General features: G+C 60.2%; 15 protein-coding genes. 6 read left to right on the top strand and 9 right to left on the bottom strand.

The window, feature by feature from the left end; genetic code table 11:
* The first annotated feature begins 91 nt into the window (after positions 1–91).
* Complete coding sequence (locus tag BLU71_RS26685) at positions 92–601, top strand: DUF2165 family protein (RefSeq protein WP_042607685.1); 510 nt, start codon at positions 92–94, stop codon at positions 599–601.
* Positions 602–619: 18 nt separating this feature from the next.
* Here the strand turns inward: BLU71_RS26685 and BLU71_RS26680 are convergent, their stop codons facing one another.
* Positions 620–1,522, bottom strand: coding sequence for a DMT family transporter (locus tag BLU71_RS26680; RefSeq protein ID WP_065615828.1), 903 nt, complete (start codon positions 1,520–1,522; stop codon positions 620–622).
* Positions 1,523–1,663: 141 nt separating this feature from the next.
* On the opposite strand from BLU71_RS26680, the gene BLU71_RS26675 reads away from it, so the two are divergent.
* Complete coding sequence (locus BLU71_RS26675) at positions 1,664–2,539, top strand: helix-turn-helix domain-containing protein (RefSeq protein WP_083354253.1); 876 nt, start codon at positions 1,664–1,666, stop codon at positions 2,537–2,539.
* Positions 2,540–2,737: 198 nt separating this feature from the next.
* Here the strand turns inward: BLU71_RS26675 and BLU71_RS26670 are convergent, their stop codons facing one another.
* The 6 genes from BLU71_RS26670 to BLU71_RS26645 form a co-directional block, all read right to left on the bottom strand.
* Positions 2,738–5,167 carry a TonB-dependent siderophore receptor gene (locus BLU71_RS26670; protein WP_083354252.1) on the bottom strand — a complete coding sequence of 810 codons (2,430 nt, stop codon included), beginning with the start codon at positions 5,165–5,167 and terminating at the stop codon, positions 2,738–2,740.
* 195 nt (positions 5,168–5,362) lie between these two features.
* Entirely contained in the window at positions 5,363–6,352 is a 990-nt protein-coding gene (locus BLU71_RS26665; protein ID WP_083354251.1) for a FecR family protein, read from the bottom strand.
* Positions 6,349–6,915, bottom strand: coding sequence for an RNA polymerase sigma factor (locus BLU71_RS26660; RefSeq protein WP_064364430.1), 567 nt, complete (start codon positions 6,913–6,915; stop codon positions 6,349–6,351). The genes BLU71_RS26665 and BLU71_RS26660 overlap by 4 nt, the downstream gene beginning before the upstream one ends.
* Position 6,916: 1 nt before the next feature.
* Positions 6,917–7,243, bottom strand: coding sequence for a DUF3325 domain-containing protein (locus BLU71_RS26655; RefSeq protein WP_083354250.1), 327 nt, complete (start codon positions 7,241–7,243; stop codon positions 6,917–6,919).
* Positions 7,243–8,826 carry a PepSY-associated TM helix domain-containing protein gene (locus tag BLU71_RS26650; RefSeq protein ID WP_083354249.1) on the bottom strand — a complete coding sequence of 528 codons (1,584 nt, stop codon included), beginning with the start codon at positions 8,824–8,826 and terminating at the stop codon, positions 7,243–7,245. The genes BLU71_RS26655 and BLU71_RS26650 overlap by 1 nt, the downstream gene beginning before the upstream one ends.
* Positions 8,823–9,128, bottom strand: coding sequence for a DUF3649 domain-containing protein (locus tag BLU71_RS26645; RefSeq protein WP_042607677.1), 306 nt, complete (start codon positions 9,126–9,128; stop codon positions 8,823–8,825). The genes BLU71_RS26650 and BLU71_RS26645 overlap by 4 nt, the downstream gene beginning before the upstream one ends.
* Before the next feature lie 188 nt (positions 9,129–9,316).
* Here BLU71_RS26645 and BLU71_RS26640 point away from each other — a divergent pair, with 188 nt between their 5' ends.
* The 4 genes from BLU71_RS26640 to BLU71_RS26625 all read left to right on the top strand — a co-directional run bounded on the left by BLU71_RS26640 (position 9,317) and on the right by BLU71_RS26625 (position 13,818).
* A complete protein-coding gene (locus BLU71_RS26640) occupies positions 9,317–9,805 on the top strand; it encodes a sigma-70 family RNA polymerase sigma factor (RefSeq protein ID WP_042607676.1) in 489 nt (162 codons plus the stop codon).
* Positions 9,802–10,734 (top strand): DUF4880 domain-containing protein, encoded by a 933-nt coding sequence (locus BLU71_RS26635; RefSeq protein WP_083354248.1) that lies wholly within the window; start codon positions 9,802–9,804, stop codon positions 10,732–10,734. Before BLU71_RS26640 ends, BLU71_RS26635 begins: the two co-directional genes overlap by 4 nt.
* Before the next feature lie 144 nt (positions 10,735–10,878).
* The gene (gene fecA, locus BLU71_RS26630) at positions 10,879–13,212 is read left to right on the top strand and encodes a TonB-dependent Fe(3+) dicitrate receptor FecA (RefSeq protein ID WP_083354247.1); all 2,334 of its coding nucleotides are present in this window, start codon (positions 10,879–10,881) and stop codon (positions 13,210–13,212) included.
* A 237-nt stretch (positions 13,213–13,449) separates the two neighbouring features.
* Complete coding sequence (locus tag BLU71_RS26625) at positions 13,450–13,818, top strand: endonuclease domain-containing protein (RefSeq protein ID WP_083354246.1); 369 nt, start codon at positions 13,450–13,452, stop codon at positions 13,816–13,818.
* Positions 13,819–14,187: 369 nt separating this feature from the next.
* On the opposite strand, the gene BLU71_RS26620 is transcribed toward BLU71_RS26625, so the two are convergent.
* Both BLU71_RS26620 and BLU71_RS26615 read right to left on the bottom strand, forming a co-directional pair.
* A complete protein-coding gene (locus BLU71_RS26620) occupies positions 14,188–14,595 on the bottom strand; it encodes an HPF/RaiA family ribosome-associated protein (protein ID WP_016771629.1) in 408 nt (135 codons plus the stop codon).
* A gap of 200 nt (positions 14,596–14,795) precedes the next feature.
* Positions 14,796–15,743, bottom strand: a complete 948-nt coding sequence (locus BLU71_RS26615; RefSeq protein WP_065615820.1) for a LysR substrate-binding domain-containing protein — start codon at positions 15,741–15,743, stop codon at positions 14,796–14,798.
* Positions 15,744–15,810: the final 67 nt, after the last annotated feature.

The raw sequence follows: 15,810 nt of genomic DNA, 5'->3' as shown, positions 1-15,810 counted from the left end.
CAACCGAACAATAAAGCCATACCAACTAACTGCACTATAAGCTCTCGGGAATTATCAACTTATTGATTAATTGCCATGGAGAGCCAATCCCGTGAACACCCTGACCACCGACAAACTCATTCGTTACAGCAAAGTCGTCTTGATGGCTTATATAAGTTTCTTTGGCCTGCTGGTGATGATCCACAACTTCACCGACTATGAATCCAACTACACTTACGTCGCGCACATCCTGAGCATGGACACCACCAATGCCAGTGAAAACATCATGTACCGGGCGATTGACTCACCCATGATCCATCACCGGATCTACTGGTTCATCATCACCATGGAAGTAACTTACACGGTGCTGTGCCTGATCGGCACTTACCAGTTATATCGCTACGTCGATGCATCGGCCGCGGAATTTCATGAAGCCAAGAAGTTTTCGATCATGGGCATATTGGTTGCCATCTTCATTTACTACGTGTGCCTGCAAACGGTCGGCGTCGAATGGTTCGACATGGACACTTCGCAATCATGGAACGCCAAAGACTGGGCAAGACATATTGTCGACTTCATCTTCCCGGTGATGATTTACATCACATTGAAAGTTGAGCGCTGAACAGCAGCGCTCGTTCTATCAGGCCAACTTCCCCTGCCCTGCTGACAACAGCGTTTTCGGTTTACGAAACACCAACACGTTGCCCAGCATCACCAACACCAGCCCGACCAGCGCCGGCGCGGTCCATTGGTAGCCTTCGGCAAACGCCGACACGTTCAGCGCCACCACCGGAAACAGCACTGTGCAGTAAGCCGCACGCTCCGGGCCCATGCGCCCGACCAGCGTCAGGTACGCGGTGAAGCCGATCACCGAGCCGGGAATCACCAGATACAGCAACGCGCCGACATAACGTGGTGACCAGTCCATCTCGAACGGGATGCCTTTGAGCAGACACCACACCGACAACATCGCCGCGCCATAGGCCATGCCCCAGGCGTTGGTGGTTAGCGGTCTGAGGCCGGCTTTCTGTTGCAAACTCGAGAGCATGTTGCCGGCCGAAAAACACAAGGTTCCGCACAACGCCAACCCGAGGCCGAGCAGGGTTTGCGGAGTGGCCTGATGCCCGGCCACCTCCGGCCAGAACAACAGTCCCAGACCGAACAGCCCGAGCGCGCCGCCCATCAATACATTGCGCGCAATGCGCTGCCCGAAGAACACCCGCGCATTCAGTGCGTTCCACAGCGTCGCGGTGGAAAACACCACCGCCACCAGTCCGCTGGGAATCCACTGACTGGCGGTCAGGAAACACATGAAATTGATGCAGAACAGACACAAACCCTGAGCCACGCAGATCAGATGCCCGCGACGATCCATCGGCTGCAGGCGACGACTGAGCAGCAACAGCGCAAACAGGACCAGCGCAGCCAGGCCGAAGCGATAGACAATCGACACCGGAATTTCGACCACGCCCAATTGCCATTTCAAGGCAATCCAAGTGGTTCCCCAGATCAGCACGGTCAGCAGGTACAACGACAGGTTCATGGCAGACGCTCCTCAAACAGGCCTTGAGTGTCTGCCTCGCCCGCCCATGCACGCTTGCAGAATCTTGCGCTTTTGTCCGCCAGCAGGCTGGCAGCGCCACGTCTACGGAGTAGGATGCGAAGGCGTTGAAGAGAACCGAACATGGCCGCCATCGATACCCTGCAAGTCTTTCAAGCCCTCAACCGCTCGCCGAACGCACGCCTCGTGCACAGCGCCGAGCTCGGTGACGGCTTGTCAGCGGCCTTGTGGACCAACCACCACGACGCCCAGGAATACGAAGCGCCGAGTCATCACACGCTGTCCTGCTACATCGCCGGCGGCACCGGCACATTCCGGCGCGGCCAGCCGGGCCGCAAGGGCGGGCCGGACAAGCTGTGCATCCTGCCGGCCGATCACGAGTCAGGCTGGGTGATCAACGGTGATATCCGCTTGGCGCACCTGTATTTCAGCGCCGAACAATTCGCCCTCGGTTGCGTGACGTTGCTCGATCGCGAACCTCGTGAGATGCAGTTGCGCGAACAGACCTTTCTCGAAGATCCGCAGCAGGCGCAGCGCTTCCGGCAGCTGCTGACGCTGAATTGGGAGGAGCCTGCCGAACGTCTGCTGAGCAGTAGCCTCGCCCATGAATTGATCAGCCACACCTTGCTCAGTCAGGTCGGCGCGCGCCAGGGCTTGCGCTTGAAGGGCGGGCTGGCGCCGCATCAGCGCCGGCAGTTGGTGGAGTTCATCGACAATCAGTTGAGCGAAGCAATCAGCCTCGGCCAATTGGCCGGACTCTGCGCGTTATCGGAATACCACTTCGCCCGGATGTTTCGCGTGAGCTTCGGACTTCCACCGCATCAATATGTGCTGGCGCGGCGCTTGAGCCGGGCACGGGAATTGTTGCGCGGGACGACGTTGCCCTTGGGCGAGATTGCGCTGGCGTGCGGGTTTGCCAGTGCCAGTCATTTCACCAATCGCTTTCGTCAGGTTCTGGGTGGGACGCCGGGGGAGTATCGGCAGGCGTTTTTGCGGTGAGCCCATTCCCCTCACCCCAGCCCTCTCCCAGGGGGAGTGGGGGCCGACCGAGGTGTCTGGCGCTATACGTCGACCTGAAACACCGAATCGATTATGGATTCAAAGCATCACGTTCAAGGCGGTGTACCTCTGGAATATCCACGGTCAGTCCCCTCTCCCTCCGGGAGAGGGCTAGGGTGAGGGGCTTTTGACTTTGACTCAGAACTCCAGAGTGCTGGAAAGCGAAACCTGCCGTGAGTCCCCCATCGAGACGAAGAACCGGCTCGCTGATGACGTGTAGTAAGTGCGATCAAACAGGTTCTTCACGTTCAACTGAAACTTGACTTTCTGCCCTTCGACTCTGGTGTCGTAAGTGGCAAATGCATCAGCCACGGTGTAGCTCGGCAGATCGAAATCATTCACCGCGTTGCCGGCCCGCTCGCCGACATAACGTGCGCCGGCACCGACACGCAATTGATCGCCGCCAAACACATTGCCGAAGTCGTACACCGCCGACAGCGACCCGGAATTCTTCGCGACGTTCTGCAGGCGCTTGCCTTTGTAGTCCGGGTCCTCGGTGACTTCGGCATCGGTGTAGGCATAGCTGCCGATCAGGTTCCAGCGCTCGCTGAGTTGCCCGCTGACATCGACTTCCAGCCCGCGTGAACGCACTTCGCCTGCCGCACTGTAAATCGTCGTCGGACCTTCGGAGTTGGCCACCAGCACGTTGCGCTTCTTGATGTCGAACAACGCGATATTGCCGGTGATGCTGCCCGGCATATCCAGTCGCGCCCCCAACTCCCAGGACTTGGCTTCCTCCGGCGCGATACTGCCGTCGAGTACCGTGCTGCTGCCGCTCAGCGGGGCGATGGTCGAGTTGGGTTTGAACGATTCGGTGTAGCTGCCGTAGAACGACAAAGCGTCGGTGTAGCGATAGACCAGACCGGCGCGCGGCACCCACTTCTGCCCGTTGCTGTCGGTATTGGCCTTGAACGGCACGCCTTTGCCGGCGTACTGGTCGTACTCTTGAAAGCGTCCTCCCGCGACCAGAATCCACTGCTCGTTGAGGTGAATCGAATCCTGCAGGAACACCGAATCGCTGCGCAGCTCATCGGTCTGTGCGCTGTCGGGCGCACTCACCGTAGTGCCCATCACTTCTCGGCCATACACCGGATTGAGGTAGCTGAAAGTGCTCAGGCTTTTTTGCCGAATCAAGTCTTCGCGGTAGATCTTGCGGTACTCGTCATCGACGCCGAATACCAGGTCATGTTGCATGCCCAGTACATTGACTTTGCCTTCGAGGCTGGCGGTGGTGAAACGGTCGGTGCTGATCGCATTCCGGGTGCCGTCCATGCTGCGTGTCAGTGTGCCGTTGCGGGTATTAATGGCGGTAACGCGGACCTGGCTGGCGTCATAGGTTTCGCGGTTCCAGCTGTAGCCGAAGTGGGCTTTCCAGTCGTCGTTGAGTTCGTGGTCGGCTTCGAAATGGTACAGATCCGAGCGCCCTTCCATGTCGTTGAACGGCTCATCGAGACGCTCCTTGCGCGAGATATCCAGCGGATGATTGGTGCGCGGATCGATCAAGGTGCCACGGTCGAACGGAGTGAGAAATTCGCGGTGCTCGTAGGCAAACAGCAGCTTGGTGCGTTCGCCGTACCAGGCCAGCGACGGCGCGATCAGGGTCTCGCGGTGAGTGCCGAAGTTGCGCCAGTAATCTTCGTCTTCATGATCGACGATCATGCGATAGGCGAAACCGGAGTCGCCCAGCGCACCGGTGCTGTCGAAGGCGCCGCCGCTGCCGTTCTTGCCGTCACCGTAGGTCGAACCCCGCAGGGTCAAAGCGTTGTACTGGGTCAGTTCCGGCTTCTTGCTGACCAGATTGACCACACCGCCAGGATCCTGAATCCCGTAGAGCAACGAGGCCGGGCCCTTGAGCACTTCGACGCGGTCCACGCTGGCGTTCATGCCGCGGCCCTGCACCAGCGGCATGCCATCGCGCATGATCGAGCCATTGCGGTTGTCGCCGAAACCGCGGGTCATCACCGAATCCTGCGTACTGCCCAAGGTGTTGCCCTGAGTGATGCCACTGACGTTGGCCAGCGCGTCGTCGAGATTGCGCGGCGCCTGATCACGAATGACCTGCGCCGGAATGACATTGACGGTCTGCGGAATTTCTTGCAGCGACGCCGATGAGCGCATCACCGAACTGGTTTCCGGCGGCTGATAACTCAGCGATTCACCGCGCGTTGAGGTGATCGTTGTAGCGTCGAGATTGAGCGCGCCTTCGGTCGGCGCCGGCTCCAGTGCCAAGGTGTGACTGTCAGTGCGGCGAAAGCTCAGGCCGGAGTTGCCGAGCAGGCGTTGCAGGGCCTGCTCGGCGCTCATCTGCCCGTTGACTGCCGGAGCATTGAGGCCGTACGGCGCTTCGTCGGTGTAGACCACGCTTTGCCCGGTCACGCGGCTGAAATCGCTCAGGGCTTGCGGCAGCGGTTTGGCGGCGAGGGCGAAAATGAATTGCTGCTGCGCCTGATTGCTCAGCGCTTCAGCGGCCAGCGCCATGCTCATAGGCAGCAATGCCAACGCGGAAAAACTCAACGCCGACACGCTTAACCACTGTTTGACCGAACCGGATTTTGCCCTGGACTTCATTGCTCAATGACCTGTGTAGAACCGCAACGGATGCGAATGGCTCGCAGTTTCAGTCACTACACGGATGGGCCCCGGAGTTACCTCACCATAAATCGAAAATAATTTTGAAGATCAAAAGATCGTAGCCTTCGGCAGCTCCTACAGGGGAACGCATTCCAATGTAGGAGCTGCCGAAGGCTGCGATCTTTTGCTGCCTCAGCGCAAAATGATCAGGTGCCCCAACACCCGATGCTGCTCAAACCCCAACACTCCCTGCAGCGAATTGAGCACCGCCTGCGGGTCCTTGCTCGGAAAGCTGCCGCTGACCTTGCGCGCTGCCAGCTCATCGTTGATCAGCACAATCCGCCCCGGGTAATAGCGGCGCAGATCCTCGACCACATCAGCCAACGTGGTTTTGTAGTAAGTCAGCCAACCCTGACGCCAGGCCAGTTGTGCGTCACTGTCCACGGCATGCAGTTTTTCCGCCGTGCCGTTGGCATAGGCAACTTGCTGGCCGGCAGTGAGAATCTGCTGTTCGCCATGCTCATCCGCCGTCACCGCGACACGCCCGGACAACACCGTGACCTGCGCGCCGTGAGGTTGCCGGCGCACTTCGAACTGCGTGCCGAGTACCCGCGCCTCGCCCTGCTCCGCCGCCACCACAAACGGCTCGCCGGTGTGAGTGACGCTGAAGAAACCGGCGCCACGGATCAACTGCACGCGGCGCTGACCGTGGCTGAAATCCACGGCAATCGCACTATCAGCATCCAGCGTCACTTGCGATTGGTCGGCCAAGGTCACCGTGCGGATTTCACCGGGCGCCGAGACATGATCGGCGCGCAGATCGTCGAACCAGCGCTGCGCTTGCCAGCCGGTGCCGAGGCTGACCATCAGCAGCAGACACGCGGCCACCGCCAGCGCCCCAGACCAACGCAACAATGGCGAACGCCGTGGCGCATCCATCGCCTGCAGATAACCTTGCAACGCGAACGCCTCTTCATCGGCCAGCGTGCGTGCCGGGGCTTCGCTGAGTTCCCAGATCACCTGCGCCTGCGCATACGCCTCGGCGTGGGCGGGATCGGCGCGCAGCCATTGGCTGAAGGTCAGTTGATCATCAGTGCTCGGGCGGTCGTGCAACAGGCTCAGCCAGGCCAGCGCGGCCTGCTCCTGGGCCGGTGTCGGTGTGATCGGAGTGGATGGCTTCACGGTGCTTTCCCTGGCAGGCGTGGCGCGGGGTCGCGCAGGCTGGCCTTGCAGGCCTCGAGGGCGCGCATCATATGTTTTTCCACGGCACTTTGGGACAGCCCCATGGCCTTGGCGATTTCCGCGTACTTGCGCCCGTGAATGCGATTGAGCAGAAAAATCTGCCGCGTGCGTTCGGGCAAGGCGCGCAACGCTGCTTCGACATGACGCAGATCATTGCCGGCTTCGAGCGCGGCCTGGGGTTCGCTGCCGTGGCTATCGGGTTCGTCCGGCAGCCAGCCATCGTTGAACCGCGTGCGCGTGCCTTCGCTGCGCAAATGATCGATGGCGATGTTGCCGGCGCAGCGCAGCAGATAGGTGCTGAGTTCTTCGACCTGGACCAGCGGCCGCCGCCAGAAGCGCAAAAACAGATCCTGGACCAGATCCGCCGCCGTCGCCCGACAACCGACGCGCCGGTTCACCAGTGCTTCCATTTGCGCACGCTGGGACAGAAACACCTGGAGAAAATGCGCACGCGCGCCACGCGCTTCATCATCACGCGATTCCGGCGGCAGACCGATCAGCACTTCAGCACTGCGCCCAGGCCGCAACCGGACTCGCCAGCAGGCTCAACCCGGCCAGTGCCAAGGCCAGACGCGGGCGATACGGCAGCAACAGCACCAGTGCCAAAGCGCTGAGCATCAGCACCGCGAACCAGTCGACCAGACCAAAGCTCCAGCCATTGGCTGCGACCGCCGCCCACAGCGACAGCGCCAGCAACAGCCATCCCGCCAACGACATCGCTCGCTGCCGTCCAGTCGAAGGTTTGGCGCCGAGCAATTCAGCGTGATGGCGAGGCATCGACAGACACAATGCGGTGAAACCGGCGTAGGTGAGTAACAGGGCCAGCAGCATCAGTTGGCACTCTGTTCAAGGGTAATCGACCGAGGCGATGACTTTACTTTGGGAACGCTGACGCGGTTGCCAGCACGCTGCATCTTGCGCGCAGCCCAGCCGAGAAAAAGCCCCGTCGCCAGACAAGTCAGATCAAATCCGGCCAACGCCCAATCGCGCTGTATCAAGGTCGCGCCAAGATTCCACGGCGTAGTCAGCGCATTGATCAGCGGCACCGCGATAAACAGCGCGGCGCCGAGCGTCAGCTGTTCGATCCAGGCCTTGCGGCCCGGACGCAACACCGCATGCACCAGGCTCAGGCCCCAGGCAATGAAGAACGCATTCACTTCACAGTCGGCCCGTCCCGTCAGACTCACCGGCAACAACCGATTGGCCAAAAAGAATACCGCCACCGCCGACACCAGCCCGGCCATGCTGGCAATATTAAGCACTTCGACCAAACGCAATTCGAACGGCAGCGCTGGGCTTTTTGCGTGCTTGAGCTGACGCTTGCCCAGCCAGATCACCAGCCCGGTGCCGATCATCGCCGTGCCGGCCAGTCCGCAGATGAAATACAGCCAGCGCAACAGCGGCCCGGCGAAATGGCCCATGTGCAGACCGTAGAATGCACCACCCACCGACATCGCCATGGGTTGATCGGGGGTACTGCTCAGGAGCTGCCCAGTGACGCCGTTGAACGTCACCGCCCGGCCGAAATCATGCACCACTTGATCGCCTGCGCGGGACAGCACCACCGTGGCGCTGGCATCGCCCGGATTGCTCACCGACAGGCGCGCGGTGTGGCCGCCCGACCACTGCTCGCTGGCCTTGGCAAGTAGCGGAGCCATGGCGGTCAGCGGCGCGGCGATATCAGCACGTTCCGGCGTCTTCGAGGCGGGAAAGACTTCGTCGTAAAACTTGCGCACGTCACTGCCGTAAGAGGCAACGATGCTGGCCGGCATGACCATCGACATGAAAATCACCAGGCTGCTGTAGGTGATCATCAAGTGAAACGGCAGCACCAGCACACCCACCGCGTTATGCCCGTCGAGCCAGGAACGCTGGCCCTTGCGCGGGCGAAAGGTGAAGAAGTCCTTGAAGATTTTCTTGTGGGTGATGATGCCGCTGATCAACGCGACGAACATCACCATCGCAGCGATGGTCGCCAGCCAGCGGCCCCACGGATAAGGCATCTGCAACTGGAAGTGGAAGCGGTAGAAGAACTCGCCGCCCATGCTTTCGCGGCCCTGTACTTCGGCCCCGCTCTGGGCGTCGAGGGTCCTGGATTCGAAGCGACCGCGCTCCCCGGGCATGGCCGGGGCCTGCTGCCAGCGCACGGTAAGGCCGGGATCGCGGGCATCGGGCAAATCGATCAGCCAGCGCGAGGCACCGGCGGCGTGTTGCTGCAGATAGTTTTGCGCCAGGGTCAGGCTCGCTTCGGCATCGAGTGGATGCGCAGCCATTTCCGGCTGCATCCAGTGGCTGATTTCGTCTTTGAAGTAAGCCAGCGTTCCGGTGAAAAAGATCGCGAACAGCAACCAGCCGAACACCAGTCCGGCCCAGGTGTGCAGCCAGGCCATCGCCTGGCGGAAACCCTCTTTCATGCCAGCCCCAGACCGCGCGCGACACCGGAAATGGTGGCGAGAATCACGCTCGGCACCAGCAAGCCGACCCATGCCGACCATGCGCTGCGGCAGGCAAAGCACCAGAGCACTGCGACCAGATAGACGAGAAAGGACACGGTCATGCCGGTGACCACGGCTTCAGCGCGGTTCAACGGCAGCCACAGCGTCAGGGTGACACTGGCCAGCGCCGCGACCAGATAGCCGCCGAAAACCGCCGCCAGCACTCGCGAAGTGACGGCCAGACGATAGGACATGGGAAGCGTGGCGAGTTTGCCTTTCATGTTTCGACCCTGAAACGAAAAACGTTCGGCCGACAAGCCGAATCTACAGGCGAGCAATATTAATGATAAATATTCTCATACGCAAAAGCATCTGATTGCCGGACACGGTCCCCAGCCCCTACAATGCGAACCGTTCTTGTTCTCTAACGCACGTTCTCTACGCAAGCATTGCGTCCGGAGTCATTTCGTTGCCGCCCGCCCATCCTGTCGAATCGCTCTATCACGCCCATCACAGCTGGCTCACCGGCTGGCTGCGACGCAAGCTCGGCTGCCCGGACAGCGCGGCGGATCTGGCTCAGGACACGTTCGTCAAAGTGCTCACCGCCCGCGAGCCGCCGGTGATCATCGAACCGCGCGCGTTTCTCACCACCTTGGCCAAGCGTGTGCTGTTCAACCATTACCGGCGGCAGGATCTGGAACGCGCCTACCTCGAGACGCTGGCGCAAATGCCCGAGATGGTCGCGCCGTCGGAAGAACACAAAGCGATCATCCTGCAGACGTTGCTCGAACTCGATGAGCTGCTCGACGGTTTGCCGCAGCCGATCAAACGCGCCTTCCTGCTCGCGCAGGTCGATGGCCTGACTTATCCGCAGATCGCCGCTGAACTGGGTATCTCGATAGCCACGGTCAAACGCCATCTGAACAAAGCGGCGATGCGCTGCTATTTCGCTTTATGAATCGAGTGCCGGAATTTTCCGCGCAGGTCGCCGAACAGGCGGTGTACTGGCTGCTGGAAATGCAGCAGGGCACGCTCACCCCGCGCCAGCAACAGGCCTGGCAACAATGGCTGGATGCGCACAGCGAGCACCGCCGGGCGTGGGAGCACATGCAACGGGTCAACCAGCGCTTGCGCGGCGTGTCGTCACCCTTGGCCCACGCGGCGTTGAACGGGCCGAAGGCCGCCAGCCGTCGTCAGGCGCTGAAAAAGCTGCTGATTTTCGGTGCCGGCTCAGCGGCGACCTGGGGCCTGCGCGAGCACACGCCGCTGCCGTCGCTGCTCGCCGATTACCGCACACCGGTCGGGCAACGGCGCAAAGTTGCCTTGGGCGGCGCCGATTCCTTGCAGCTCAATACCGCCAGCTCCGCCGATGTCGATAACGCGCAGCGCCAGATTCGTCTGCTTGAAGGCGAAATGCTCCTGAGCGCTGCGAGCCCGTTCGACATACACACGGCGCACGGCGTGTTGAAAACCCAAGGGGCGCGCCTGAACGTGCGGCAGTTTGCCGATCGCACGCAGATCGCGCTGTTTGAAGGGCGAGTCGAACTCACCGCCAACCCGCGCGCGCCCCTGCTGCTGCCGGTCGCGCGGCAGTTGAGTTTTACTGCCAGCTCGGTCAGCGAGGCTAAACCGCTGGACGCCAACAGCGGCGCCTGGACCGATGGCATGCTGGTCGCCGCCCATATGCGCCTCGGCGACTTTCTTGAAGAGCTTGGCCGCTACCGGCGCGGTCAGTTGAGTTGCGCCAGCCCGGTCGCCGATCTGCTGATTTCCGGGACGTATCCGCTGGATGACAGTGAGCGGATTCTCGACCTGCTGGAAATCAGTTTGCCAGTGAAAGTGAGGCGCTTTACCCGATATTGGGTGAGCGTTGAAGCGCGGGTTTAGAAAGCAAGATCAAAAGCTCGCAGCCTTCGGCGGCTCCTACAAAAGCCTGCGATCTTTTTATTTTCAAAAAAATGAGCCGTTTTTCAGATCTGGCGTGACAGAGAAGGAAAGCCCCCTTGATTCCACCTTCTCAGGATCATCCACATGCAGCCCACCCGCCTTACGCCACTGGCCCGCAGCCTGCGCAATCTTCTGCTTGGCGCCAGCCTGAGTTTCACCGCCCTGCCCGCCGCGCTGGGCGCCGAGACCAAGGTCTATCACATTGCCCCGGCGTCGCTGGAAACCGCGCTCAACCAGTTTGGCCGTGAAGCCGGCGTGCTGATCTCCTTCGGCTCGCAAGTCACCAGCGGTGTGCAAAGCCGTGGTCTGGAAGGCAATTACACGACGCAGCAAGGTCTCGATGCATTGCTCGAAGGCACCGGTCTGCAAGCCCGCGCCGAGGGCGAAAATGCCTTCAGCCTGCAACCGTTGGGAGATTCCGCGCTTGAGTTGGGCACTTCGACCGTGGTCGGCGACTGGCTCGGCGATGCGGCGCAGGTCAACGTGTTCGAACACCCGGGCGCGCGTGATGTGATTCGCCGCGACGAATTTGAGCGCAAGGGCGCGACGCAGGCCCGTGACGTGCTCAACCGCATCCCCGGCGTCAATGCGCCGGAGAACAACGGCACCGGCAGCCATGACATGGCGCTGAATTTCGGCATTCGCGGTTTGAATCCACGTCTGGCCGCGCGCTCGACAGTCTTGATGGACGGCATTCCGGTGCCTTTCGCGCCGTACGGTCAGCCGCAGTTGTCGTTCGCGCCAATCAGCATGGGCAACATGGATGCCGTGGACGTGGTGCGCGGCGGTGGCGCGGTGCGTTACGGCCCGCAGAACGTCGGCGGCGTGGTCAACTTCGTGACCCGGGCAATCCCCGACGAGCCGACGGTCAAGGGTGGTTTCCAGACTGAAACCAGCCCGTCGTCGAGCCACGACGGTTTCAAGACCAGCGCCAATCTGCTGGCCGGCGGCACCAACGCCAACGGCCTGGGCGGCGCCTTGCTGTACTCCGGCACCCGTGGCGGTGACTGGCGTGAGCACAGCGATAGCGAGATCGACGACCTGATTCTCAAGGGCAAATACCAGCTCGACGAAGCCAACAGTTTCAACGCCATGGCCCAGTATTACGAAGGCAAGGCCGACATGCCCGGCGGTCTGAACGTCGCCGATTACGACGCCGATCCTTATCAGTCGACGCGCCCGAAAGACCAGTTCTGGGGGCGCCGGACGATGTTCAACTTCGGCTATCGCTATCAGGAAGATCGCCGCGAGTTCACCGCCAACACCTTCTTCACCAAGACTTTGCGCAGCGGCTATCTGGATCAGGGCACGTTCCTTTCGCTGTCGCCACGCGAGTATTGGGTGCGTGGCCTGGAAACCCGCTTCGCCCAAGGCTTCGACCTGGGTCCGAGCAGCCATGAAGTCGGCGTCGGCTACCGCTACATCAACGAGGCCGGTCACGAACTGCGCTACCGCACGCCGATCAGCGCCAACGAATACCCGACCACCAGCAGCCGCAACGACCGCGATACCCGTGGCGGCACCGAGGCCAATGCGTTCTTCGTCGACGACCGTATCGACATCGGCAAATGGACCATCACCCCGGGCATACGTTACGAGATGATCGAGTCGCAGCAGACCAACAACCTGACCAACGTCAAATACAAGGGCGACTACAACACCGCGCTGCCGGCGCTGAACGTGCTCTATCACCTGACCGACAGCTGGAATCTGTACGCCAACACCGAAGGCTCGTTCGGCAGTGTGCAGTACAGCCAGATGCCCAACCGCGTGAGCAGCGGCGAGGTGAAACCGGAAAAGGCCCGCACCTGGGAACTCGGCACGCGTTATGACAATGGTGCCCTGCGCGCGGAAATCGGCGCATTCCTGATCAACTTCGATAACCAGTACGAAAGCAACCAGACCAACGATTCGGTGATCGCCCGCGGTGAAACCCGTCATCAAGGCATCGAGACCAGCGTCAATTACGCCCTCGATGACTTGAGTCCGGCGCTGGCCGGTTTCGATGTCTACGCCAGCTACGCTTATGTTGACGCGACTATCCGCGAAGACGGGCCGAACAAGGGCAATCGCGTGCCGTTCTCGTCGAAACACAAAGGCACGATTGGTGTCGGTTACACCGAAGGCCCTTGGAAGTTGAATCTGGATAGCAGCTTCCAGAGCGATCAGTTCGCCGACAACGCCAACACCTCGAAGGAAAGTGCCGATGGCAGCACCGGCAAGATACCGGGGTACATGCTGTTCAGCAGCCGCGCCGGGTATGACTTCGGACCGCAACTGTCGGATTTGAATGTGGCCGTGGGGGTAAAGAACATGTTCAACACGCAGTACTTCACGCGCTCGTTCGATGACAACAACAAGGGCAAGTACGTCGGGGAGCCGCGGACGGTTTATGTGCAGACTTCTGTGGCGTTCTGAGGGTTGAAAAGCCCCTCACCCTAACCCTCTCCCAGAGGGAGAGGGGACTGATCGTGGGATGCTTGCGACGTACGCCGACCTGATTCTGCTTTGCCGAATCTATAATCGACTCGGTCTTTCAGGTCGATGTACCCCGCAAAACACCTTGGTCGGCCCCCTCTCCCTCCGGGAGAGGGCTGGGGTGAGGGGAATGGGCTACAGTGAAATATCAAACCAACTTCACAAGGATCGTGAAGCATGCAAACCCGCCCCACCCTCGCCCAATTCGCCCGCCAGTTACGCGTCAACCAAACCGATTGCGAACAGTTGCTCTGGCAAAAACTCCGCTCCCGCCAAATCGCCAATCTGAAATTTCGCCGGCAGTTTCCGTGTCCGCCTTACGTGCTGGATTTTTACTGTGCGCAGCTGAAATTGGCGATTGAACTGGACGGTGGTCAGCACTATGAAACAGCGGGATTGATTCATGACCAGCGCCGGACACGCTATCTGAACCAAAAGGGCATTGAGGTCGCGCGTTTCAGTAACCTCGAGGTGATCCAGCAGATGGACGATGTGCTAGAGCAGATCATAAGAATTGCGGCGAATCGAAAAATGCCCTCACCCTAACCCTCTCCCAGAGGGTTAGGGGACTGGCCGTGGGATGCTTGCGAAGTACGCCGACCTGATTCTGCTTTACCGAATCCATAATCAACGCGGTCTTTCAGGTCGATGTACCTCTTCAGACACCTCGGTCGGCCCTCTCCCCGAGAGAGGGGGAACTGATTGCGGGATGCTTCAGAAATTCATTGACCTGAACGTACTTTACCGAACCCATAATCGACTCGGTTTTGCAGGTCGATATATCACGCAAGACACCCCGGTCGGCCCCCTCTCCCTCCGGGAGAGGGCTGGGGTGAGGGGCTTTTCTGCTACCAACAAAAAACGGGCCTGCATCAGCAGGCCCGTTCTCCTTGTGTGACTTGTGAAATCAGCGCATCAACTGTTGATGGCTGCCTGTTCGTTCTCGTCGAATTCTTCCGCCAGCAGCTTGTCGTTGGCCTTGCCGGTAAATGGCACTACCGCGGCGCGTGGTTTACCTCGCAGTTTGCCGAACAGATGATCCAGTTTGTGCTCGAGTTTTTCGGCAGCACCGTCGATCGCCTGTTCCAGCGAATCGGCTTTGTGGGTCACGGAAATCGGTTGGTGGCCTTTTGGCCGCGCTTCCAGTTGGCAGCGCAAGTCATGGGGACCTGGCTTCTCGCCGTTCTCGTCGCTGAGGTGGACTTCGACACGGGTCAGGTCTTCTTCATAACGGTCGAGCGTGCTCTCAATAGTTGTACGTACCCACTCCTCCAGTCGCTTACTGCTTTGAATATGGTTATCGCTGTTGACTTGGATTTGCATAGTTCATCCCTTATTTCAGCTAGCTCGCTGGAGGCCTTGAGTTGAATTTCCTGACCTCCTGGTTACAACAATCGGCCCGAGCGCCGAACATTTCAACCCCTGAAAAAAGAAAAATATTCATTCGCAAAAAAAGCCGGACAACCGAGCAAAGCGCTGCTAAGGTCGGGAGTTGGGTCGACCCGCTCCGCTGAAAAATCTACTCACATCTGCTGCTCATTCAGCGGGTGCAGACTGCGAAAAATCCCCGCCTCCTCCACCAGCCAATCGTGCACGGCACGTACGCCCGGATGGCTCAACGCCCCCGGCGCATACAGCAGCACGTAGCGTTTATGGTTAGGCACCGACAAGCCGAACGGCACGATCAGAGTGCCGCGTTCCAGCTCGTCGTTGAGCAGCGTGCGCCGGGCAATTGCCACGCCCATGCCGGCAATCGCCGCTTCGATGGTCAGGTGATTGCGATTGAACGTATGCCCGCGGCGCACATCGGCGCCTTCGAAGCCGATCGCATTCAAATAGAACTCCCATTCCGCGTATTCGTAACTGCCACGCCAGGCGGTGATGTCGTGCAGCAGCGGGAAATGCCCCAGATCCGCCGGCCCGTGCAACGGCGGTCGCCCACGCAGCAGGCTCGGCGCGCATACCGGAAATATCTGCTCGTCGAGCAAGGCTGTGGATAACAATCCGGGGTAACTGCCATCGTTGAGATCGATGGCCAGATCGAAATCGCCTTCGTGCAACGGCACGCTGCTGTCCTCCGCCACCAGGCGCAACTGGATGTCCGGAAAGCGTTGCTGCAAGCGCGGCAGACGCGGCGTCAGCCACTTGCCGAGAAACGACGGAATCGAACGCAGCCGTAACGTCCCGCTGATCATCCCGGCATCCAGTCGGCGCAACTCCGCATCGATGCTGCCATAGGCTTCGTTGACAGTAATCGCCAGCCGCTGCCCCTGCGCGCTCAACTCAACGCCGCGCGCTCGCCGATGAAACAGGCGAAAGCCCAGGCGCTCTTCCAATTGGCGAATCTGCTGGCTGACCGCCCCCGGGGTGATGTGCAGCTCTTCGGCGCAGCGGGTGAACGACAGGTGCCGGGCCGCACAGGCAAATACCTGCAGCCAGACATAGGTCTGGGCATGCAATTGACGACTCATTGTTTAGTCCTGCTAAAGGCTGTCTTAGGAGGTTTCGTTGGTCACCTCGAACCGAGGCAGGCAGTAT

Origin of the sequence: Pseudomonas moraviensis (genome assembly GCF_900105805.1) — a bacterium.
In the GTDB taxonomy this organism is placed as follows: domain Bacteria; phylum Pseudomonadota; class Gammaproteobacteria; order Pseudomonadales; family Pseudomonadaceae; genus Aquipseudomonas; species Aquipseudomonas moraviensis_A.
The sequence above is the reverse complement of the archived record's forward strand: the minus strand, read 5'-3'. Positions and strand labels throughout refer to the sequence as shown.

Bases quoted from the DNA above. Each gene is read 5' to 3' on its own strand.
- BLU71_RS26620 (WP_016771629.1), bottom strand. From the start codon at position 14,595: ATGCAAATCCAAGTCAACAGCGATAACCATATTCAAAGCAGTAAGCGA.
- BLU71_RS26650 (WP_083354249.1), bottom strand. From the start codon at position 8,826: ATGAAAGAGGGTTTCCGCCAGGCGATGGCCTGGCTGCACACCTGGGCC.
- BLU71_RS26645 (WP_042607677.1), bottom strand. From the start codon at position 9,128: ATGAAAGGCAAACTCGCCACGCTTCCCATGTCCTATCGTCTGGCCGTC.
- BLU71_RS26675 (WP_083354253.1), top strand. From the start codon at position 1,664: ATGGCCGCCATCGATACCCTGCAAGTCTTTCAAGCCCTCAACCGCTCG.
- fecA (WP_083354247.1), top strand. From the start codon at position 10,879: ATGCAGCCCACCCGCCTTACGCCACTGGCCCGCAGCCTGCGCAATCTT.
- BLU71_RS26625 (WP_083354246.1), top strand. From the start codon at position 13,450: ATGCAAACCCGCCCCACCCTCGCCCAATTCGCCCGCCAGTTACGCGTC.
- BLU71_RS26615 (WP_065615820.1), bottom strand. From the start codon at position 15,743: ATGAGTCGTCAATTGCATGCCCAGACCTATGTCTGGCTGCAGGTATTT.
- BLU71_RS26635 (WP_083354248.1), top strand. From the start codon at position 9,802: ATGAATCGAGTGCCGGAATTTTCCGCGCAGGTCGCCGAACAGGCGGTG.
- BLU71_RS26655 (WP_083354250.1), bottom strand. From the start codon at position 7,243: ATGCTGCTGGCCCTGTTACTCACCTACGCCGGTTTCACCGCATTGTGT.
- BLU71_RS26680 (WP_065615828.1), bottom strand. From the start codon at position 1,522: ATGAACCTGTCGTTGTACCTGCTGACCGTGCTGATCTGGGGAACCACT.
- BLU71_RS26670 (WP_083354252.1), bottom strand. From the start codon at position 5,167: ATGAAGTCCAGGGCAAAATCCGGTTCGGTCAAACAGTGGTTAAGCGTG.